Here is a 22,303-nt window from a genome sequence, read left to right as displayed (position 1 = left end):
CGGCGCGGCGAAATGAGGTGGACGCGATTTGCGAGTAGACGGCACCCTCGCACGGAAGTGCTGATGGCACGCCTTTCAGGCTCAGAAGTTCTGCAGCTGCTGTAGTTTTATATTGAGGCAGTCCGCCATCCGGGTGAGTTCCGGGACCGAACGCGCTTTCATCTTCCGCATCAGGTTAGTGCGATGCACTTTCACCGTGGACTCGGCGATGCCGATATCGTTGGCAATCTGCTTGTTCAGGCGACCAGCCACGACATGGAGCATGACCTCAGTCTCGCGGGGGCTGAGCGTGTCGAGGCGCCGCCTTATTGCAGCCACCACCCTGTCACTCTCACGTCGGGCACGATCGCGAGTGAGTCCGGCATCGATGGCGTCAAGCAGATCCTGATCTCGGAATGGCTTTGTAAGGAACTCTATCGCACCGCTCTTCATTGCTTGCACAGTCATCGGCACGTCGGCGTAGGCTGTGATAAAGATGATAGGCACTTGCCTGTTTGCGGCGACAAGTTCGCTCTGAAGATCGAGACCGCTTCGCCCCGGCATTCTTACGTCGAGCACCAGGCAAGTAGGACCATCCGGCGGATCGGCCTCGAGAAAATCGGGAACAGACGAAAATTGTCGGGCATCCAAGCCGACTGTCCGCAACAGTCGCGCGACCGAATCGCGAAATTCGGGATCATCATCGATAACCAAGACACTGGGATTTGCCTCACCCATTCCCGGTATCCTGCGTTGGGGAAGCGCATTCTTGCCTAGTCCGGCACACCCTACGCACAATCTATCGAGATGAACAGAATATTTTGCCTGAGCGGATAGCCGGACGCCTAAACCATCGCTTAGGAACGTCGACATTGCGTTATTGAGGGATGTCCGAGACACTACGTTGCATGCAGCGCGAGGCGCTGCCTCGCCGGCTGGCGGAAGTGCCTGGAAGCCGCTATGTTGCATCGTACACTGATATCCGTCGTCGACGACGATCAGCCCCATCGTGAGTCAATGCGAAAGCTAATAATGCTGCTGGGCTATACTGTCGAAGCGTTTTCGTCGGCGGCCGATTTCCTGGCATCGCGGGCTCTGCCTGAAACCGCCTGCTTGGTCACTGACGTTAACATGCCCGGAATGACCGGAGTCGAGCTGCACAGGCGTTTGGTCGATACAGGGTATGCAATCCCAACGATCCTCGTTACCGCCTACCCCGATGAGGTTGTCAGGGATCAGGCTCTGAAGGACGGGGTTATTTGCTATCTCAGCAAGCCAGTGGACGATGACATTCTCGAGCGATGCGTGCGCTCGGCTCTGCGGTCGGGTACGCCGATTGAAGATAATTCATGAGTCGTTGTCCGCCGGCAGGGTAAACTGAAATACAGCGCCGCGAGGTTCGTTCGCTTCCGCCCACAACTTGCCTCCATGTGCTTGGATGATGGAACGGCATATCGACAACCCCATCCCTGTTCCACCGGACTTCGTGGTGTAAAAGGCGTCGAAGACTCGATCGAAATGCCCCGGATCAATGCCCCGCCCCGAATCCCGTACGGCTACGAGGGCGCCGGTCTGATCCTCCCTGGTGCTGATCAATAGCTCTCTCGCCCCTTCCTCAACCAAGCCCATCGCTTCGGCCGCGTTCAGGATCAAGTTCAGCAATACCTGTTGCAGCTGAACGCAATCCCCCATAACCGGAAGCAGTCCATCCGCGAGCCGGGTTTGGACCGAAACGCTGTTCCTGTGAATTGCGCTTTGCGCCAGTACAATCACTTCGTTGATAGCCGAATTGAGATCAAAACGCTCCTTTCGCAGAGGCGCTTTCTTGATGTGATCACGCATCCGTCCGACGATATCCTTGGCGCGGTCAGTGTCCCTCACGACGCAAGCAAGCGCTTCCCTGGTCTCATCCAGATTTGGCGGTTTCATCTCCAGAAAGCGCATCCCTGCGCGGGCGTTGTTACGAGCGGTAGCGATCGGATGCAGAATTTCGTGAGACAGCGAGGCCGCCAATTCTCCCATCATGTTCACGCGGTTCATGTGGGCGAAATCCAGTTCGAACTGACGCAGCTTTTCACGTTCGTCCTGCGCCCGCCTTCGCTCCGTCACATCGACGGTTGTGGTGATAACCTCAGCCAGCGCGCCCCTGGGCGAAAACACATGATAGCTGGTTCCTTCGACCCATTTGATTGTTCCATCGGGTAGGAGAAGTCTGAACTCGGCCACGAAGTCTCTCTTTTGTTGCACGGCCTCCTGAACCGCGCCCCACACTCTGTCGCGGTCCTCTGGGTGAATACGTTCCCAAATACCTTGCCGACTAGGAAGGCCCTGCGACGGATCAACCCCCCAGATCCTGTAACTCTCGTCCGACCAATAGAGGTAACGCATCGTTGTGGCGTTGTAGATCCAATAGCCGGTGCGGCTGAGTCTTTGTGCCTGGCTAAGCGCTTCCTCGACGCGCTTTCGCTCCGTCAAATCGAGCACGAATGCAAGGCCCTCGTCGCCTCCTTCCTTGAACAGAGCAGCGCCAATAAGCACGGGAACGCGGCTGCCGTCCTTCCGAACATACTCCTTCTCGAAGGGTCGAACTATTCCGGCTGAGTTCAGTTCTGCCTGAGTCAGTATGTCCCGCTCGCGCCATTCGGGCGGGGACAGCTCGGTCCAGCGCACGCGGCCCGAAACCAAGTCCGCACGGTCATATCCTACGATGCGTAGAAACGCGTCATTCGCTTCGAGGATCCGTCCTTCGCGATCGGCAATGAGGATCCCAATGATGTTGGCGTCGACCAAACGCCTGATCTTCCCTTCCCGATCCGCGAGGTCGTCATAAAGCCGCGAATTTTCGAGCGAGATGGCCGCCTGCGACGCAAGCACCTTCAAGACTGTGACGCGGTCGGGTGTGAAAACGTGGGCCGCCAAGTTGTTTTCTAGGTAGAGTACGCCGGCCAGTCTGCCTTGTTTGAGCAACGGCAGGCAGAGAATTGAATGGGCGTGATGCTTATGGATGTACTCATCGGCGGAAAACGGGTTCGCGGCGGCGGCATCGTGGATAAGAACGCTCTCTTTTGTCCGGATCACGTAGTGTAGAATGGACTCCGGTAGATTTGCAGCGGTTACACCTGCTTGTCGCTGACCGACGGTCACCATATCATTGCTGATCGTGACTTCCGCCTCAATCCGGTACCCATCGCCGACCGCAAGGATCAACAGACCTCGCCCGGCACCCGCGTACTCAATCGCCGTGCGCATCAGCGTGTCGATCAGCTTTTCCAGGACGATCTCGCCCGACACGGTTTGCGAGACTTTGATAACCGTAGATAGATCCAGTTGTTCGACGGGTGCCCCGATCGTGCTTGTGGGGCCTGCAACTGGCTTTTCCTTCCTGAGGTGCGGATACAACTCGTCGAGTTGGCGCACCTTGCCGTCGGCTCCCCAGCGGATGTATCCGTACCGCGCGTCCTGCAGATAGGCATGTGCGATCTTCTCGAACCCGCGTGCGGCATAAAAGCGTGCGGCGACTTCGTTGGCGAGCGCCTCGTTGTGGACCAAGCCATGCGTGTGTGCCGAGCGGATAGCGTGCTCGTAAAGATGTTCGGCATCGAGCGCGCGGCCTTCGATCCGGGCGATCTCCGCCCCGACGAGTGCGGCGCGGTTCTCGAAGTTGTCCGGGCAAGCCATCGCCCAGACCTCGAGCTGTCGGTGGTGCGCAGCCAGTGCCTCGACATGCTCCTGCCGTTGGCCGGCCGCCGCGGACTCGCAGGATGTCGCTCTGGAGAGCGCACTGTAAAAGTGATATTCCGCGCATTCGAAAAAAGACGCCGATGTCGGCTGCAGCTGTTGCGCCCTCAATGAGGCCTCGAGGGCACCCACATAGTCGCCGGCAAAGAAACGTGCCTGCAGCTTGCGGGTCCAATACGAGCCCTCGGCCAACGCCAGATCCGGGTTCTTGCGGAAACGAGACTCCAGTAGGAGTTCGTTGAACTGCCCATCGTCAAAGCAACCGAAAATCGGCGTCAAGCCGCGGAGCGTCCGGATCAGCCCTAGCTGGCCGGCAATGGAGTCAATCGCAAAGCCGAACCGCATGTTCCGCGCGAACGCAAGACCATGCTCGACCTCGACCTGCACGATATCGAGCGGATCGCCCGCCGCGAGAAGATACGTGTTCAGGTGGGTGTAGTAGTACGCCGCAAAAGTGAGGTCACCTATCTGGTTTGCTGTCTCAAACGCACGTCGCAGCAGATCACGACCTTCCCGGACATGTCTCGTCCAGAACATGAGTAAGTATCCAAAGTTCAAATAGGTCCTGGCCTGGAAGCGCTTTAGCCCGCGCTGTTCGACCAGTTCATAGCCGAGACGGCCGAATCGAAGCCCCGCCTGGTAGTCGCCGAATTCCGGTCCAGCAAGCCTGGCAAGCACTGCATAGGCGTAGCACGACCCGTCACAATTGCCGCCCTCGAGGCTGAGATTGACTGCTCGACAGATGACCATCGAACGTAGTTTCGCATCTGTATAGTGGGCCGGCGGCCCGAGCTTCGTCAGCACATCAAGGGTCGCGAGCGATACGGGATCGCTCATCAAAGGCAGATCAATCAGGGTTTCTATCGCGCGGGAGCCGAGTTGGGACCAGATCCGGTCATACTCGCACCTTGCCTCGTCTTCCGACGGGTGCGCCGACCAGTCAACACCCAGGTGGCGGAGATAGTCGAGACCGACTGCGATCGCGCGACTGCCCTGATCCAGGGTCGTGTAAAGATCCACCTGCAGGCACGTCACGCGGGCTCGTTCGATCGTCGTTGCGGCACGGGCCGACAGCATCGCCAGGCGCTGCTCGGCTTCCGCCAGTGCACCAGTGAGGAATTCACATTCGGCCCGGTGCAACTCCAGCTCAAAGATCAGGTCGTGCTGGCGCTCCCAGGAGTCCCCTGGCAGCAGTGCTACGCCGGAGACTAGGTAGTTCAGCGCCGAGGCATATGCCGTCGAGGTCTTTGCGCGTTTACCTGCAATGAAATTCAACTCAGCGACCCGCTCAAGCTCCTCAGTTGACGTGATGAAATGCGAGCCGCGGTTGAGCTGATTGACGATTTCGAAGATCGTCTCCTCCAACCTCTCTGGGGGGGTCTGCGCTGCGAGCAGCATCCCTATTCGGAGATGGGCTTCGGCACGCGATTCCTCCGGAATCAAGGAGTAGGCCGCTTCCTGGACACGGTCGTGGAGAAACTTGTAGGAATCCTCTGAACGAAAGATCAGCCCTGCTCGCACCGCTTCCCAAAGCTGCCCGTGCATCTCCTCCCCGGAGTCCTGGTAAGCGATCCGCAACATGGCGGCCCCTGCGTCGTTGCCCAGGCAGGCGAGCTTTTGCAGTGCGTTCCGGGTTTCCGCGGACAGACGGTTCAGCTTCCCCACCATAAGGTCCACCACATTGTCGGTGTAACCTTTGGCGTGAATGCGATTCAGGTCCCAGCACCATCGCGCCTCGTCATAATCGAAAGTGAGCAATGCTTCGTCGGCGAGCGCAGAAATGAACTGAATAGCGAAAAGCGGATTGCCGGTTGTCTTTTCGTGAATCAGCTGTGCCAGCGGCGCGATTTTCTCCGGTTCGCTGTGAACGGAATCCGCGATTAATTGTCCCAGATCTTCACAGGATAAGGGCGCCAATACGATGTCGTGTAGTATCGCTCCGGCTTGGCGGATCGCTTCAAGCTTGCGTATCAGCGGATGGACGGGATCGACTTCGTTGTTGCGGTAAGCGCCAATCAACAACAGGTTCTGTACATCCGGCCGGGTCAACAGATCCTGAAGCAAATCGAGCGTTGCTGCATCGAGCCATTGGAGATCATCAAGGAACAGGGCGAGCGGATGTTCCGGTCGCCCGAATACACTGATGAATCGCCGGAACGCCAGCTGAAAGCGACCCTGCACGTCCTGTGGCGGCAGTTCGGGGACCGGTGGCTGTTCGCCGATGATGTGCTTCAATTCCGGAACGAGATCGACAATGAGCCGAGCGTTCGGCTCGAGCGCCTCGAGCAGCGCCTCCCGCCATTTCCGCAACTCCGCTTCGGTCTTGCTCAAGAGAGGGCGGATCAGGCTCTGAAAGGCCTGCGCAAGGGTGACGTAGGGGATGTCGCGTTTGTACTGATCAAGCTTGCCCGACGCAAAAAGACCGCGGGGCGGAACAAGCCGCTTATGAAGCTCGTTAACGACCGCGGATTTGCCGATGCCGGAGTATCCGGAAACGAGGACCAACTCCGGCCTGCCGCCGGCAACGATACGGTCGAAGGAGGCAAGCAGGGTATCGATCTCGGCTGTCCGACCATACAATTTCTCGGGGATCAGCAGCCGATCCGGAGTGTCATGTTCCCCGGGCGGAAATTCGTCGATATCGCCTCGGGTTTCCCATTCGGCGAGGCAGCGCCGTAAATCGCTCTCGGCGCCTGCAGCCGTCTGGTAACGCTCCTCGGCAGTCTTGGCGAGCAGCTTCATAATGATCGCAGAGACGGAGCCTGGGAGGCTCTTTAACCGCTCGCTGGGCGGCGCCGGTCGTCTTGCGATATGGCAGTGCACCCATTCCATCGGATCGGCCGCCGTGAAGGGCAGCACGCCCGTGAGCATCTGGTACAGCGTGACGCCGAGGGCGTAGAGGTCGCTGCGGGCGTCGATCGAGCGGTTCATCCGCCCGGTTTGTTCGGGTGCCATGTAAGCGAGCGTACCGGCGATGGTCTCGGGCGGCTCGGGCGCCTGCCGCTCGCGGGACAGGCGCGATGCGATGCCAAACCCGGTGAGACGCACGTGTCCATCCGCGCAGTCCACCACGATATTAGCTGGCTTGATGTCTTTGTGGATGAGCCCGCGCTGATGAAGCTTGCCCAAGGCTGAGGTAACGGCGATAGCCAGGCACAGGAAGCGCGCTACCTCCATGGGCTCACCGAGCAAATGTTCGAGCGGCTGGCCGCCTGGATCATCGAGCACTAGCACGGTCCGACCGGCGTCGCGCATGAGGGCCAGCGGCCGCACCGCCCATGGCCCGTCGAGTTCATCCTTCAGCTCGTATTCGTGCGTGAGACGATCGAGTCTTGACCGGGACGGGTGATCGGCGGCGGGAGCAACGAGCAGGACGGCGAGCCGGTTGCCATTGTCGTCCACTCGCCAGCCGCGGCTAAACACGCGCTCGCCATCCTCCCACAACACCTGGGAACTACCATCCGAGTATGCGACGTTCAGCGACTGCCGCACCATCTGTCAGACTCCGGCGTCGGGCTTCGGCCTGAAGTCGGCCAATCAAGCGCTTCGCGCGCCACACGCGCGGTTTCTCCCCCGCCGGGAGAAATCGTACTCCGTCGCCCGAGAAATGCCAGCCGATCCCCGGTCCGACCGGATACGGCTATAGGGATCCCCCTCGCAGAAGCCGGCCTTATTGCCGCGAAATTCGCCGGTAAAGCAATGGATCGAGAGTTCCGCTCGATCGAAATCCCCGTGGAACGAGCGCCGCTCTCTCGCCGCAGAATCCCAGGCGCGCCCCAGCCGTTCCGATAACGATCGGCTATCAACTCCATGGCGAGAGGTGACTTTCCTTTCAACTGGCTTGAACACAATCTGCAACCGATCGCCCCCATCCTCGATACCGGCCGAAGTCGGCGTTCTGTTGAACGATCGCAGGCCAGGAGGTCCGAGATGCGTCGATCGCTTCAGGGCACGCCACCAAGGTGAGCACAATTGGATGGGCTGGTTCCAACACGCTTCGACCAGTCGCCCGAAAACCACGCGAGGGCGTCATGACGCTTCATATCTCACAGCGAGGCAAAGAATATTTGAGGACAGCGAAGACCTTGCTTCGCTCTGCCAAAGCCATGACGGACCACGTGATTGCGGCTCAGCTGAAGGCTCTTGCCGACGACCACGAGCGGCGAGCCAAGAAGGCTTCGCTCGACGGTGCAAGGGATTGCTCGATCCGCCGCTAGACCACACGTGAAATGCGTGAGCCGTCGAATAGGCGTCGCGGCAGCGGCCCAGCGGCTGCTAAGCTGGGGCTGCCAACGTCATAGCGCACCGCGGCCAACGCAGCTCATTCCGCCGCGGCCGCGTTCGGCTGAATTGGCCTGCCCTCGTTCGTGCCTTCCGCGAGGTTGCGCACCACGACATAGAAAATCGGCGTGAAGATCAGGCCGAACAGCGTGACGCCGAGCATGCCGAAGAACACGGCGACGCCGACCGCCTGGCGCATCTCCGAGCCCGAACCGGTAGAAACCACCAGGGGTAGCACGCCGAGGATGAAAGCAAACGAGGTCATCAGAATCGGCCGCAGGCGGAGCCGGCAGGCCTCAATGACAGCCTCCAGCCGCGACCTGCCCTCAAGCTCGATATCGCGCGCGAACTCGACGATCAGGATCGCGTTCTTGGCCGCAAGTCCGACCAGCACCACGAAGCCGATCTGGGTTAGGATGTTGACGTCCTGACCCATGATGCGCACCCCGATGGTGGCCGCGAACAGGCACATCGGCACGATCAGGATCACCGCGAATGGCAACGTCCAGCTGCCATATTGCGCTGCCAGCACCAAATAGACGAACAGCACACAGATCGGGAACACATAGAGGCCGGCATTGCCACCCATCACCTGTTGATAGGACAGGTCGGTCCATTCGAGAGAAAAGCCGCTCGGCAACGTTTCGTCGGCCAATCGCTTGATTGTGCTGAGCGCCGTGGCCGAGCTTATGCCCGTGGCCGGCTCACCTTGCATCTCGGATGCCGAGTAGAGATTGTATCGCGCCACACGATCGGGTCCCGAGATGTCCTTGAAGTCAACAACGCTGCCGAGCATAACCATGTCGCCGGCCGCGTTCCGGGTACGCAGCCGCGCGAGATCGGAAGTCTCCTTGCGGAAGGGGAGATCGGCCTGCGCGGTGACGTGATAGGTGCGCCCGAACAAATTAAAGTCGTTGACATAGGCCGAACCGAAGTAGGTCTCGATCGTGTCGGTGATGTTGGCGATGGGGACCGCGAGCTTCTGCGCCTTGACACGATCGATATCGACAAACAGCTGCGGCGTATTCGCCGTGAAAGGCGAGAACACCGAGGTCAGATTTGGCGACTTACGCGCGGCGGCGACGAGCTCGTCCGTCGCCGCTGCGAGCAGCTCGGGACCGCGCCCTTGTCGATCCTGGATGCGGATGGCGAAGCCGCCACCGGTGCCGATGCCTGGCACCGCGGGCGGTGGAATGACGATGATGAAAGCGCCCTGGATCGCCGACAGCCGCTTGCGTAGATCGGCCGTGATCGCGTTGGCCGTCAATCCCTTCTTCTGCCGCGCCTCCGGCTCGTCGAACACCGGGAACAGCGCTGCGGCATTGCCGGCCTGCGTGCGCGTCGCGCCGGAGAACCCGCTGAACGCCCCGACACGGACGATACCTGGCGTATCCAGCGCGATCCGCTCGATTTCGCGCACCACCGCAGCGGTCCGCGCCAGCGACGCGGCGCCTGGCAATTGCGCCGAGATGATGAGGTAACCCCGATCCTGCGCGGGAATGAAGCCCTGCGAGGTGGTGGCGAGTAGCCAGCCGGCGCTGCCGATCAGCCCGAGATAGATCACAAGCATCACCACCGTATGCCGGATCACGAAGTCGGCGGTGGCCGCGTAGCCGCGCGCCAGGCGATCGAAGATGCGGTTGAACAGCGCGGTGAAGCCGTGCCAGCCGCGCGCAATGACGTTCCAGCGCGCCGGCGGACGTTTCTCCTCGTGTGGCGTAAGAATCTGGGAGGCCAGTGCCGGCGACAGTGTCAGCGAGCAGAAGCAGGAGATCGCGGTCGCGACTGCGATGGTGACGGCGAATTGCTGGAAGAACTGCCCGGAGATGCCGCCCAGGAAAGCTGTTGGCACGAACACCGCGCAGAGCACGAGTGCGATCGAGACCAGCGCGCCGCCGACTTCCTCCATGGTCTTGAGCGCCGCCTCGCGTCGGCTCATACCGTGCTGGAGATGTCTCTCGACATTCTCGACAACCACGATGGCGTCGTCGACCACGATGCCGACCGCGAGAACCAGACCGAAGAGCGTCAAATTATTGATCGAGAATCCAAGCGCGGCCATCACCGCGAAGGTGCCGACCAGCGACACCGGGATCGCGATGATCGGGATGATCGCAGGCCGCCATCCCTGCAAGAACACCAGCACCACAATGACGACGAGCGCCATCGCCTCGTAGACCGTCTTAATCAGCTCATGGACCGATTGGGCGATGAATTCGGTGGGGTTGTAGCCGATATTGTAGTCGAGCCCCTTCGGAAAACTCTCCTTCAGCTTCGCCATGGTGGTGGAGATTGCCTTCGCCGTGGCGAGCGCGTTCGATCCGGGCCGTTGCGTCACCACCATTGCGACGGCCGATTTGCGCAGTATGCGGCTGCTGGTGGCGTAGGAGAGCGCACCGAGCTCGACGCGCGCGACGTCGCGCAGACGTGCGGTGCGGCCGTCGGAACCGGCCTTCACCACGATGTCCTCAAACTGCCCGATATCTTTGAAGCGGCCAGTGAAGACGAGGTTCGGCTGGAGCGCGCGATCGGCAATCGGCGGCTCAGCGATCTGTCCGCCGGTGATCTGCAGATTCTGGGCGCGGATCGCCGCCAGCACCTCGCCCGATGTCAGGCCGACATCAGCGATCCGGTCGGGATCGAGCCACACTCGCATCGAGTAGTCGCGCGCGCCGAACATCTGGATGTCACCGACGCCGTCGAGCCGCAAAAGCTGATCGCGCACCTGCAGCAGCGTGTAGTTGGAGATGTAGAGTTGATCGAACGAGTCGTCGGGCGACAGCACGAATACGGCCATCAGGATGTCGGGCGAGTTCTTGCGGGTTACGACGCCGTTGCGCTGCACCTCGTCCGGCAGCCGCGGCTGCGCAATCGCGACGCGGTTCTGCACAAGTACCTGCGCCTTGTCGAGGTCGGTACCGAGCTTGAAGGTGACGGTGATGGTGAGCTGGCCGTTCGAGGTCGCCTGGCTGTAGAGATACAGCATGTCCTCGACGCCGTTGATCTCCTGCTCGATCGGGGCTGCCACCGTGTCGGATACGGTCTGCGCTGAGGCGCCGGGATATTGCGTGGTGACGGTGACGGTCGGCGGCACCGCCTGCGGATATTCCGAGACCGGCAGCGTCTGGTAGGCGATCGTGCCGACGATCACAAGCACGATCGACAGTACCATCGCCAAGATTGGCTGGTTGATGGAAAGCCTTCCAAGATTCATGGCTTCGCACCTGCCGGAGTCTTGTCGTCTGCCGGCGCCTGCGCCATTTTCGGTGTCACCTTGGCGCCGACGCGGGCACGCTGCAGCCCGTCGACGATGACCTGATCCCCCGGCATGAGGCCCTCGCGAATCACGCGCAGCCCCCCATCGAGCGGCCCGAGTATCACCGGCCTTACATCTACCGTGTTGTCTGCCTTGACCACGAACACGATCTTGCGCGACTGGTCGGTGGCTATAGCGGCGTCCGGAATCAGCAGCGCCTCGTAGGGCGACGAGCCGATGATCCTGACGCGGCCAAACTGCCCCGGGAGGATCGAGAGATCCTTGTTCGGGACAATCGCGCGGCTGCGCAGCGTCGCAGTCGAGATGTCCAGTCGATTGTCGAGGAAGTCCATCTTCCCCACATGCGAGGGCTTTGTCTCGCCGGTCAGCGTCACCTGCACGGGATTTGACGTATCGCGCGAACTTGGCCGCTTGCCTTCGAACCACAGCCTGCTGTTGCGCTGATAGGTCGCCTCGTCGACGTCGAAGTAGATGTAAATCGGATCGAGCGACACGATCGAGGTGAGCAACGTCGCGCCGCTATCGGCGCCCTGCACGAGGTTGCCGGGGGTCACCAGATGGCGACTGACGCGGCCGGTGATCGGCGCCAGCACGTGGGTGAATTCGACATTGAGCTGCGCGGCCTTCAGCGCACCCTCGGCCTGCGTCTCGGCCGCATAAGCCGCCTGCAAGGCCTGACGGCGCTGATCGACGACCTGCACCGAAACTGCGCTGGTCTGGACCAGGTTCAACCCACGGTCGAGTTCACGCTTGGCAAGCTCTGCCTTGGCCCGCGCGTCGTCGAGTTGGCCCTGCGCTTGTGAGGCGACCGCCTCGAACGGGCGCGGATCGATGATGTAGAGCAGATCGCTGGCATGAACGATCGCACCGTCTGTGAACTCGACGCTGTTGACGAAGCCACCGACGCGGGCACGGACCTGAACCTCCTGTATCGCCTCAAAGCGGCCGGTGAACTCGTCCCAGTCAGTGACCGTGCGCTTGACTGGTTGCGCGACTGTAACCAGCGGCGGTGCAGGCGCAGCCTCCTGCGATTGTGCCTTCTTGTCGCAGCCCGCGAGCGCCAGCGCGAACAGCAGACCGATCGGTGCGACGAAGCATCGTGGAAAGCGATAAAACGAACCGCGATCGAGCTGAGGTGCCGGAGCCGGTTGCACCATTCTATCAGTCATACTCACTTCCGTCTCTCCAAGAACCCAGCGCGATGATCTAGATTACGTCGTTGCTTCGCATATCGACCCACTGCGCTCTCGAGCTTTCATCGTGATCCGCGCTTTGATCGCAGAACCGCAGGTTTAGGCTCGACGATGCTTTGGAGAATGGCCTTGCAATGCCGGCGACGGAAATCACCTCTCGCCATGGACTCGATAAACGGTCGTTATTGCCGCTCGCCGCGCGAGCGCGATGCCGTCGCGAGGATTGCCGCAGGCTGCGTGGCACTCGAAACCGCGACGTCTTATTCTGCGGAGAATTCCGAGTCGCGCTCGGTCAGAGCCGACAAGATCAAACATACCCGAAACAGCCGGACCGAACAGAGAATCAAGCAGTAGCTACCGCGCAGCGGCTTTCATGTTCACGGGTGTGCCGGTAGCTAAGCCGACGGCCGCTCAGAGAGGGCCGTCATACTCGCCACGCGCCGGATAATCCCTGGCGATAGCGAAATCGATCGCTTGAAGCAATTCCGAGAACAACGGACGTGCGAACGGCATTGTTTGAACCGCGCCGTAGTACAAAGTACCATCCGGTCGGACGAGGAATACGCCGGGCTCCGAAAACAGTGACGGCTCTTCGATGTTGATCGATGTCTTTCCACGCGACGACGAAATATAGAGACCCCACTTGCGAGCAACCGCCAGCGGCAGTGAATATCCGAATCGCAAGCTGGCGCCGACCTTGTTTGCCATTTCCTGAGCGCGCTCGCGAACGTCAGAGCTGATAGCGATGACCTTTGTACCGCGACGCTCATATTCGGGTATCAGCGATTCCAGCTCGCGCAGATACTTGAGGCAGACCGGGCAATGGAGTCCGCGATAAAAGCATATCAGCGTAAACAGCTTCGGCGCGTCGGCAGCAAGATCAAATTCGCCATGAGCAAGGGTCGGAACGCGCAGTTCGGGAACCGGTCGACGAGGCAGCAGCATTCTCTTCTCCGCAGTGTTTTCCTAAGTACGTCGGGAATTCCGGCACTCGCTGATCGCGCACGAGCCATCACTCCGCCCCGCCCTGCAGGGTGAAACTACGTCGCCGACCTTCAATTGAGAAATGTCCGACCGTTATGATTTCCATTCCCGCGCGTTGTTTCTCCGACCGAGACTTCGCCTCGATGGAATTCAATGCGTTGTCGCGAGCGGAAGACCGTCAAGCCCGGCGCGCGGGTTCACGGATTTCCTCGCCGCGGAGCTTCGGCACCGACTCCCGAAGCATTCCTGGCGGTTATGGACATGATAGCTTTACTCGAATGGTCGCCGGATTTAGTTGCTGAACGCGCCGGCCGGAGCGGACGCCGCGCTGAGACCTCGCGCTATCTACAAGACTTGTTCTGCGCTGCCTGCTTGCGTTCACGCTCGTCGAGAGCCGGTGGTCGATCATTCGAACAATCGGGACCTAGTCATGACCAAGATCCGCGAAGTTGTTGTCGCAAGCGACCCCACCAATCATAGTGCACTGGAATGCCGTGTCGGCGGCTCTCATTTTACTGTCGGCGGCCCGGATGGCGTCGGCCGCATTTCTTCTGGTCCCAATCCTTACGACCTCCTTAGCGCATCTCTCGCCGCATGCACCGCTATGAGCATTCGTTTTCAGGCTCGACGCCAGAGACTTCCGCTGGAGCGGCTGGAAGTGAGCGTCAGCTTCCGCCATGGCGCTCAGGGCGAACGAGATTCGTTCGCACGCACCCTCGTGCTGGAGGGAGAACTCGATGCTCATCAGCGCGCGCTCCTGCTGGAAGCCGCAAACCTCTGCCCCGTTGGCAAGATTCTCGGCATCGGCGCCGCTATCAACACGCGCCTCGACGCTACTGCTTCCGGCCACAGCCCAAGCACTCAGGCCAGCTACGAGGATGATCTGGCTCAACTCCCGATCCCGAATATCACTCCGGATTGAGCGTCTCTCGTGCGGTCGATCACCGTACCGGCGCATCGCAGCCGATCAAACCCGCATTGCAGCTCTTTCTTGCGTCCTCAGTGCCCGGAAATCTTCCCTCGCGGGGCATTCGTCCCGACGTTCACCGCTGACGCGCTTTGATCTTTCGCGTCGATGGCATCGATTCCATAGCCACAGGTCATTGGACCGTCGAATTTGGCGATCGTATTTTTGGTCGCCCGCAAGGGAATTCGGAAGATGAAGACATACCACACACGAGGAGATTGGCGATGAGGGCAATCGTCGTGGCAGACCAAGCTGCGGGAACGGCCGGGATGAAGCTGGTGGAGCGACCCGAACCGCGGCCAGCAATAAACGACGTCGTCGTTCAAGTCTATGCGTCAGGATTCGTTGGAACCGAGCTGTCGTGGCCTTCGACGTGGACCGATCGCCTCGATCGCGACCGGACACCGTCGATTCCCGGGCACGAGTTGGCCGGAGTGGTCACCGCTCTCGGATATGGCACGACGGGCCTGTCGGTAGGACAGCGGGTGTTCGGCCTCGCGGACTGGTATCGCGATGGCACACTGGCCGAGTATGTGGCGATCGAGGCACGCAACCTGGCGCCGCTGCCGGGCGACGTTGACTTCACGGTGGGCGCGAGCCTGCCGGTCTCGGGTCTGACCGCGTGGCAGGGATTGTTYGTGCACGGCCGCCTTCAGGCGGGGCAGCGCGTCCTCGCGCACCGGCGCAGCCGGCGCAGTCGGGTCGATGGTGACGCAACTCGCGCGTGAGGCCGGCGCCTATGTCATCGGCACCGGACGCGCCGCCGACCGTCAGAAGGCGCTCGACTTCGGCGCGAATGAGTTCGTCAACCTGGAGAACGACGCTCTAGACGACATCGGCCCGGTCGACCTGGTGTTCGATCTCATTGGCGGCGACATCAGGAAACGCTCCGCGCGCCTGGTTCGATCCGGAGGAACGCTGGTGTCCATCGTCGGGCCGGCCGAGGCGCGGCCCGCCGATGGCCTGGCGGTCGACTTCGTCGTCGAGTCCGATCGTGCCCAACTGAGTGAGATCGTCCGGCGGGTTCGGGACGGGCGACTGCGCACGAACGTCGGCCACGTAACGACACTCGAAGATGCCGTCGCCGCCTTCAATCCAACAAAGCGGATCGGCGGGAAGACGATCATCCGCGTTCGTCCGTGAACGACCCACATTCGATGCACGCGGCCGTCACGTCCTATCAGACGCGCCGCAACCCAGGAAACTACCACGGCCCCCGGGCATGAGATGCCAGACGGGCTCCATCCCTGCGGCATTTCGAGCAAAGAGAGCGAAAGCACTCGTTATCTCAAGTCATCCCCTAACGCACAGGAATCACCATGACCAACAGAATCGCCATGACCAATGCCGTCATCGAATGTATCCTGAGCCGCAGCTCCGCCAAATACTACGACCCTGCCGCCACTTTGAGCGATGACCAAATCAGCGAGCTGGTGCGGATCGGCACTACTGCGCCGACATCCTTCCATTTGCAGAACTGGCGCTTCATCGCGGTACGCACGCCTGAAGCCAAGGCTCGGTTGAGCCCGATCGCCTGGAAGCAGCCGGCGATCACTGAAGCCGCCGTTACCTTTATCATCTGCGGCCAGTTGGCTGATTCCAGTGTAATTCCGGACCGCCTGGCGCCGGTGGTGGAGGCGGGTATCATGCCGGCAAAGTTGATACCGGATTGGGAAATCCCCGCACGCGATCTCTATAAGGACTACCCGCAGCGCCAGCGCGACGAAGCAGTGCGCACCGGCGCCTTCGGTGCGGCGGCGATGATCTATGCGGCCCGATCGCTGGGCCTGGGTTCGACGCCGATGATCGGTTTCGATGCCGAAGCGGTGCACCGAGATTTTGGATTGGCCGAGGACGAAGTCCCGGTCATGCTGCTGTCCGTAGGAGCGGAGCGTCCGGGAAACTGGCCGCAGAAGCCGCGTCGCCCGGTGGCCGATGTGTTGGACCTCATTTAGTGATTAGTGAAACCGAGAACCTGCGAAGATTATGATGCCAAGAATGACAGCTCTGAAGCCGGAACAAGTGCCGGCGGATTCGAAACCGACCCTCGATATGTTCACCAAGAACATCGGGTTCACCCCAAATATGATGGCGACCTTCGCGGCAAGCCCGATCGCGTTCAACTCATGGGCCGCCCTGCTTGGCTCCTTGAGCAAGGCGCTAGACGTGAAGACGCGCGATAGCATCGGCCTCGCTGTCTCCGAAGTGAATGGCTGCGACTATTGCCTGACGGTTCACAGCTTTACGGCCAATCATATGGCCAAGCTGCCCGCCAATGAAATCACTCTCGCTCGGAAGGGCCATGCCAGCGACCCGAAGCGGGACGCTGCCATCCAGTTTGCGCGTAAAGTCATCGAGACCCGCGGCAAGGTTAGTGACGCCGATCTGAAAGTCGTCCGCGACGCAGGCTACACGGATGCGAACGTCATCGAGATAGTCGCGCTGGTGGCCATGTACTCTCTGACGAACTTTTTCAACAACGTGTTCGATCCCGAGAAGGACTTTCCTGCCGTTGCGCCGGCTGGATCGATCTGAACTCAATCCATTCGCATCTACGATCTCTGAGGAGCGTCGATGATGCGAGCATCACGCAAGGCTCGGACGCACCCGGGAAGGATTCTTGGGAACGCGTCCGGGCTTTTTGTTGGCGCGAAGACTGTCGCCGTTTGTCGCCACGGCGCCAAAGCTCCTCGACAAAGCACTCAAGGGATCGCTCCAGGGCGCCAGATCACCAGCGAGAACGATGTCGTCGCCCCGCCGCACAAGAAGGTGTTCAAGGCGCGTGTCTATTTCATCTGGAGGACCACCATCGCGCCGGAGCGGCGCGAGTGTCTCAATCGCGCGACCGCGGAGGCGGGCGCTTCAGACTTAGAAGCTCCGTCACGTCATGCCGATCGGCTGCGGATGAGATAGCAATTTTCAGCCATTTTCCGTCTGGGTATGTTCGGACTTCATCGTAAAGCTTCACCAGCTGCGAGCGCCACCCGTAACGCCGCGCCTCAAACTTCTCTCGCTCTGCTGCCCCCAAAACCACCTCGACCGAAAACTGCCTGTATTCCGGCAGGAAGGTGCAGAATGCCTTGGATTTCTTGTAACGCAGGGACCAACCACGCTTCTTGCCACGATAGAGCCAATCCGGCACGAAAACATCGGGGTAGTATGCCTCGATCCATTTTCGCAGCTCGGCCCAATGCCCGAACGCCTTCGGCCCGATCCAGTCTCGGACAGTGCTGTCGTCGGGCGATGCTGATTTATCGGTGATCCTGTCGCCGATCTGGGGGGACTGTTCCATGGCGCTTTCCTTTACACCGCAACTCTCACGTTGGTTTCGGAAGACCTGGTGTGCCGCATCATCGGCCGATCAATAGCGAATGAGCCCGAACAGGCCGAATAATCCGCCCGCGTCCTGCCAAAGCTCGACAACCTTCCATCCGCCGGACCGGGCAAGCCGCTCGAAGCTCTCCGCAGTATGTTTTCGGGAGCTCTCAGTATGAATGCTTTCCGACGTTCTGAAACTAAACGCGCGCTCGCAGAGGGTAACGCGCTGATCGCACACGCTGACCAGATGCATCTCTACTGCTTTCTCGATCTCGTTCCAGCGCGCGACGTGCTTGAACCGCTCTAAACAGAAATCGCCGCCCAGTTCGGCGTTGATCCGCTCAAGGAGGTTGAGGTTGAAAGCGGCTGTCACACCGGCGCTGTCGTCGTAAGCACGCAGAAGCGTATCTACGTTTTTCTGGAGATCGACACCGATGATGGCACGTCCGTTTTTGCCTAAGTGTCGCCCCATCTGCATCAGCAAGGTCTTCGCCTCGCTCGCGTTCAAATTCCCCATCGTCGAGCCAGGAAAAAATCCTGTCCTGCCGCCGCTGGAGCTATCGAACGGAACCTCAAATTCATCCAGGAAATTGCGCTCGATGGGACGGACCCAGAGCGACGGGAAGCGCGAAGCGATCCTCCTAGACGTTTCTGCAAGGAAAGCATCGGCGACATCGATCGGCACGTAGCCTCGCGGGTCACGCAGGCCTGCCAGCAGAAGCTCCGTCTTAACGCCGGCTCCCGCACCATACTCGATGAGAACCGCGCCAGGCGCTACAAAATCGGCGATGTCACGCTGCCGCTCTCGCAAGATCGACGTTTCGGCTCTGGTCAGATAATACTCATCCTGCCTCGTTATCTCTTCGAAAAGTTCAGATCCACGCTCGTTGTATAACCAACGGCTCGGCAGCGTCTTCACATCAGCGGATAAGCCGCCGACGACGTCTCGGGCAAATGCATTTTCAACAGCGTCGATGCTGTCATWCACGTGAAGTATATTTTCCGCTTTCGGTGACACGGCGGATAACGGCCGAGGTAAACTCGTGGCCGATATTTTCACCGTGAATTCGTGCCAGGCTCAGTGAGTACGTTACTTGAGGGGTGTCGTCAGCGGGTTGTCATTGGTGTCGAGGACGAAGACAGCGAGCAGCTTCGCCGGCCTTGTCTTGCTCGCGTTGCGGCTGATCGAATGGGTTGCACCCGGCGGCTCCGACCAGCCTTCGCCTGCCCGATAGATGCGCTTCTCGCCGTCGTTCACCTTCGACTCGATCGCGCCCGAGATCACATAGGCGTAGATGAAAGCCGACTTCGCGTGGGTATGGGGCGGGGATGCCGCGCCCGGCGCGTAATCGACCTCCAGGGCGAGCAGCGACTTGCCAGGGACATTGGGAATGGCCGCCTCGAGTTTCTTCGCGACGGTTTCCGCTTCGCGATCATGGGCGCGGATCGGGCCGGCTATCGAGAAGGCGGCGCAGGTGACAGCGACAATGGTCCGGATCTTCATGAGTTTCTCCTTCTGCCTAGAGGTTGGTATTCGTTCTTCATTGTTCCCTCTCGACCTTGCCGGCCCGCTGATTGCCGACACCGAACGGTCAGTCTCGCGGGATGAAGTCGACATGAGGCCCTGGCTCGATGATGAACACCGTGAGCGTGGCGAGAACGCAGGCGACGGCGGCGACAACCATCGCCATGTGGAATCCCCAGAACAGCTGAGGACCGCCTTGCTGCAGCACGCCGCCGAGCAATGCGATGGCGAAGAGCGACCCGGCGCGTGAGACTGCGCTGTTGACGCCAGACACTGTCCCGACTCGATCGGACTCGACGGACGTGAGGACGAGGGTCGTCAACGGCGCGATCGCGAGGCTCATGCCAAGCGCCAGCAACAGGATGCTGGGGAAGATGTCCGCCCAATAGGTTGCGTTCGGACCGATACGGAGCGCCATGATGCAACCCAAGGCGACGACGGCGCTGCCGGCGAACAATGGCAGGCGCCTGCCGGACACGCGGCAGAGCATACCGGCGAGCGGCGAAACGACCGTAATCAGCGCTTGCAGAGGAAGGAAGGCTAGGCCCGCCACCAGCGTCGGCAGGTGCGCGCCTCGGATCATCACGAACGGGATCAAGGTTAGCATGACCGTGAACGGACCGTAGAGGAGTGCGGTGAACAGGTTCGCGCCGACGATCGACCGCGAGGCGAAGAGCGACGGGGGCAGCATGGCATTCTCGCCTAGCCGCCGCTGTGTGACGATAAGGCCGGCTAAGCCGCCCAGACCGACGATCAGAGTGATGAGCAGCCAAAGGGTTGGACCGGCACCGTTGGTCAGGCTCGTCAGCCCCGCGCCCAACGAGCCGAGCCCGACTGTCGAAAGGACCGCGCCATAGACGTCGATCCGGACGTAGCTGGTCGAGGAGTCCTTGGGTATCCACCCCGTGCCGAAGGCCAACGCGCTGGCGACGATGGGCAGGAGCATCAGAAAGGCCGTCCGCCAGGAGCCGTGATCAATGATCGCGCCCGCGATCGCGGGCGCGACGCCACTGGCGACTGCTGCGGCGGCGGACCAGATGCCGATCGCACGGGCTTTCTTGTCGGCGGGAAAGGCCCGCCCGAGCACGGAAAGGCCGTTGGGCAGGATCACAGCTTCGCCCAAACCTTGCAGGAAGCGGCCGCCGATGAGCAGCGCGAAGCTCGGCGCGAAAGCAATTGCGGCCGCGCCCAGGCCATAGAGAGCGATCCCCGCGAGGAATATCCGCTTCTGTCCGAACCGATCACCCAGAGCGCCGCCTACCAAGGTCAGGGCCGCGAGCGGAAGGAGCTCGGCGTTCATAACCCACTGCAGGTCAAGCGGCGACAGGCGCATGTCTCGGCCAATCGCCGCGAGCGCGACCGTGACGACGGCGCCGCTGACGAACACGAGGCAGCTGCCCAGGCTCGACGCGGCGAGCACCTTGGTGCTGCCCTGCGCTCCGACGGCCTTAGGCTCGGAGAGCGCCAGGCCGCGATCGGTCAGGGTCAGGGACGCGCTGCTCACGACCTGGCCGTCATGTCAGGTGGCGCGCTTCGCGGCGCGCGGGCTCATCGGCCGGCAGCCCGAAGCCGAACTGCCGTGTCCGTTCGCGGATCACTTTTCGCAACATCAATTCAACCTCAAGCAGGCTTGCCATGAACCGCCGTCGCCTCCTGCCCGCGCCGCGCCGCCGGAGGCCACGGCCGAGCGACGCCTAAACGTGGATCCGTGCCGAGCTGACGAGGAGCGCGGAACCGCTCTCCGCCCCAAGTTCTCACGGGCGAACGCGAACGATTGTCTTCCCCTTGCGGCGCTCGGTCCGATTGAAGGCGGCGATGGCGTCATCGAGGGTCGAGACGGTGCCGATGTTCGTCCGCAGTCGTCCGTCCCGCAGACGCTGGACGATCTCACCCAGTTGGGCGCGATCGGACTCGACAACGAAGTCGATCGCCAAGCCGTCGGCGGGCCGCGCCTCGGTCGGCCCGGCGATGGTCACCAGCGCTCCTCCCGCTCGAATCAGGCCTGCGGACCGCTTCGCGATGTCGCCGCCGAAGATATCGAAAACCAGATCGACGCCACCGACGTCTTTCAGAGCGTCGTTCTCGAGGTCGACGAACTCATTCGCGCCGAAGTCGAGCACCGCCTGACGGTCGGCAACGCGTCCGGTGCCGATGACGTAGGCGCCGGCCTCACGTGCGAGTTGCGTCACCATCGAACCGACGACGCCAGCCGCACCGTGCGCAAGGACGGTCTGCCCCGACTGAAGGTGGCCGTGCACGAACAGTCCTTGCCACGCAGTCAGACCCGGCATCGGCAGGCTCGCGCCCACCGTGAAGTCGACGTCGCCCGGCAGCGGCGCAAGGTTGCGTGCCTCGACGGCCACATACTCCGCCAAGGTGCCGTCGCGATACCAGTCCGTCAGGCCGAACACCCGCTGTCCCACTGACAATCCCGTCGTGCCATAACCGAGAGCGGTGACGACTCCGGCCAGCTCGTGCCCAGGGATCGACGGTGTTCGGTCACGATCGAGGCGATCGGTCCACATCGGGGGCCACGTCAGCTCATCCCAAGTGAAGCCCGATGCATGAACTTGAACGACGACGTCGTTTATCGCTGGCCGCGGTTCGGGCCGCTCCACCAGCTTCATCCCGGCCGTTCCCGCGGCCTGGTCCGTTACGGCGATTGCCTTCATGTGAGTTGTCTCCTCAGTTATTTGCTCCTTTGCTGGATACGTTCCAGCGACAAAAGCCGGTTCGGCATCGCTTGCCAGCGACCATGGGGTAGTTCCGAAAGCGAAGATGGGACGGCGCCTCCACGATCTCAGTTGTCCAGCCCTCGACAAAATCCACGAGCGGTACCCATTGATGGCAGCGCGGAGTAACATTCTCCAATAGCCGGCATGTATGGTTTCCATTGCAGCGGGGAATAGTGGTGCGACGGTCTTCTCTGCCATTGGTAAATCAAGGCAAGTTGCGCACGCCGCGACGGCATGCCGCTGCGCGGCAAGGCAATAACGATTATCTATCGATTCTATGGCGAGAGATAATTTCCTTCACCGGGG

The 22,303-nt window shown here is 61.0% G+C and carries 16 protein-coding genes and 1 pseudogene; 6 read left to right on the top strand and 11 right to left on the bottom strand.

Going from position 1 to position 22,303, the window contains the following annotated elements; genetic code table 11:
- Nucleotides 1-81: 81 nt before the first annotated feature.
- Nucleotides 82-717: a response regulator transcription factor gene (locus AB4Z51_RS31910; RefSeq protein ID WP_135214190.1), complete on the bottom strand. Its 636-nt coding sequence runs from the start codon at nucleotides 715-717 to the stop codon at nucleotides 82-84.
- A 222-nt stretch (nucleotides 718-939) separates the two neighbouring features.
- Between AB4Z51_RS31910 and AB4Z51_RS31905 the strand changes: the two genes are divergently transcribed.
- On the top strand, nucleotides 940-1,332 hold the full coding sequence (locus AB4Z51_RS31905) for a response regulator transcription factor (protein WP_063981756.1): 393 nt from the start codon (nucleotides 940-942) through the stop codon (nucleotides 1,330-1,332).
- On the opposite strand, the gene AB4Z51_RS31900 is transcribed toward AB4Z51_RS31905, so the two are convergent.
- On the bottom strand, nucleotides 1,327-7,212 hold the full coding sequence (locus AB4Z51_RS31900) for an AAA family ATPase (protein WP_441498725.1): 5,886 nt from the start codon (nucleotides 7,210-7,212) through the stop codon (nucleotides 1,327-1,329). The genes AB4Z51_RS31905 and AB4Z51_RS31900 overlap by 6 nt on opposite strands.
- Nucleotides 7,213-7,748: 536 nt before the next feature.
- Here AB4Z51_RS31900 and AB4Z51_RS31895 point away from each other — a divergent pair.
- Complete coding sequence (locus AB4Z51_RS31895; RefSeq protein ID WP_063981754.1) at nucleotides 7,749-7,934, top strand: hypothetical protein; 186 nt, start codon at nucleotides 7,749-7,751, stop codon at nucleotides 7,932-7,934.
- 104 nt (nucleotides 7,935-8,038) lie between these two features.
- On the opposite strand, the gene AB4Z51_RS31890 is transcribed toward AB4Z51_RS31895, so the two are convergent.
- The 3 genes from AB4Z51_RS31890 to AB4Z51_RS31880 all read right to left on the bottom strand — a co-directional run bounded on the left by AB4Z51_RS31890 (nucleotide 8,039) and on the right by AB4Z51_RS31880 (nucleotide 13,413).
- The gene (locus tag AB4Z51_RS31890; protein WP_441498724.1) at nucleotides 8,039-11,212 is read right to left on the bottom strand and encodes an efflux RND transporter permease subunit; all 3,174 of its coding nucleotides are present in this window, start codon (nucleotides 11,210-11,212) and stop codon (nucleotides 8,039-8,041) included.
- On the bottom strand, nucleotides 11,209-12,432 hold the full coding sequence (locus tag AB4Z51_RS31885; protein WP_063981752.1) for an efflux RND transporter periplasmic adaptor subunit: 1,224 nt from the start codon (nucleotides 12,430-12,432) through the stop codon (nucleotides 11,209-11,211). Before AB4Z51_RS31885 ends, AB4Z51_RS31890 begins: the two co-directional genes overlap by 4 nt.
- 447 nt (nucleotides 12,433-12,879) lie before the next feature.
- On the bottom strand, nucleotides 12,880-13,413 hold the full coding sequence (locus AB4Z51_RS31880; protein WP_135214187.1) for a peroxiredoxin-like family protein: 534 nt from the start codon (nucleotides 13,411-13,413) through the stop codon (nucleotides 12,880-12,882).
- A gap of 469 nt (nucleotides 13,414-13,882) precedes the next feature.
- Here AB4Z51_RS31880 and AB4Z51_RS31875 point away from each other — a divergent pair, with 469 nt between their 5' ends.
- The 4 genes and pseudogenes from AB4Z51_RS31875 to AB4Z51_RS31860 all read left to right on the top strand — a co-directional run bounded on the left by AB4Z51_RS31875 (nucleotide 13,883) and on the right by AB4Z51_RS31860 (nucleotide 16,954).
- Complete coding sequence (locus AB4Z51_RS31875) at nucleotides 13,883-14,374, top strand: OsmC family protein (protein ID WP_135214186.1); 492 nt, start codon at nucleotides 13,883-13,885, stop codon at nucleotides 14,372-14,374.
- A gap of 269 nt (nucleotides 14,375-14,643) precedes the next feature.
- Nucleotides 14,644-15,562 (top strand): annotated as a pseudogene (locus AB4Z51_RS31870) (NADP-dependent oxidoreductase).
- A gap of 176 nt (nucleotides 15,563-15,738) precedes the next feature.
- Nucleotides 15,739-16,374: a nitroreductase family protein gene (locus tag AB4Z51_RS31865; RefSeq protein ID WP_063981749.1), complete on the top strand. Its 636-nt coding sequence runs from the start codon at nucleotides 15,739-15,741 to the stop codon at nucleotides 16,372-16,374.
- Between the two features lie 34 nt (nucleotides 16,375-16,408).
- On the top strand, nucleotides 16,409-16,954 hold the full coding sequence (locus AB4Z51_RS31860) for a carboxymuconolactone decarboxylase family protein (RefSeq protein ID WP_354096382.1): 546 nt from the start codon (nucleotides 16,409-16,411) through the stop codon (nucleotides 16,952-16,954).
- Between the two features lie 298 nt (nucleotides 16,955-17,252).
- Here AB4Z51_RS31860 and AB4Z51_RS31855 read toward each other — a convergent pair whose 3' ends face one another.
- The 6 genes from AB4Z51_RS31855 to AB4Z51_RS31830 form a co-directional block, all read right to left on the bottom strand.
- On the bottom strand, nucleotides 17,253-17,711 hold the full coding sequence (locus tag AB4Z51_RS31855) for a DUF3788 domain-containing protein (protein ID WP_135214184.1): 459 nt from the start codon (nucleotides 17,709-17,711) through the stop codon (nucleotides 17,253-17,255).
- A gap of 69 nt (nucleotides 17,712-17,780) precedes the next feature.
- Nucleotides 17,781-18,725, bottom strand: a complete 945-nt coding sequence (gene egtD, locus AB4Z51_RS31850; protein WP_441498723.1) for an L-histidine N(alpha)-methyltransferase — start codon at nucleotides 18,723-18,725, stop codon at nucleotides 17,781-17,783.
- Nucleotides 18,726-18,827: 102 nt separating this feature from the next.
- Entirely contained in the window at nucleotides 18,828-19,241 is a 414-nt protein-coding gene (locus AB4Z51_RS31845) for a cupin domain-containing protein (RefSeq protein WP_135214182.1), read from the bottom strand.
- 88 nt (nucleotides 19,242-19,329) lie between these two features.
- The gene (locus AB4Z51_RS31840; RefSeq protein ID WP_441498722.1) at nucleotides 19,330-20,766 is read right to left on the bottom strand and encodes an MFS transporter; all 1,437 of its coding nucleotides are present in this window, start codon (nucleotides 20,764-20,766) and stop codon (nucleotides 19,330-19,332) included.
- 10 nt (nucleotides 20,767-20,776) lie between these two features.
- On the bottom strand, nucleotides 20,777-20,899 hold the full coding sequence (locus tag AB4Z51_RS31835) for a hypothetical protein (RefSeq protein ID WP_275552103.1): 123 nt from the start codon (nucleotides 20,897-20,899) through the stop codon (nucleotides 20,777-20,779).
- Between the two features lie 117 nt (nucleotides 20,900-21,016).
- Nucleotides 21,017-21,934, bottom strand: a complete 918-nt coding sequence (locus AB4Z51_RS31830; RefSeq protein ID WP_135214180.1) for an NADP-dependent oxidoreductase — start codon at nucleotides 21,932-21,934, stop codon at nucleotides 21,017-21,019.
- Nucleotides 21,935-22,303: the final 369 nt, after the last annotated feature.

Origin of the sequence: Bradyrhizobium sp. 2TAF36, from assembly GCF_052114925.1 — a bacterium.
Lineage (GTDB): Bacteria > Pseudomonadota > Alphaproteobacteria > Rhizobiales > Xanthobacteraceae > Bradyrhizobium > Bradyrhizobium barranii.
This window is presented reverse-complemented; position numbering and strand designations above follow the sequence as displayed.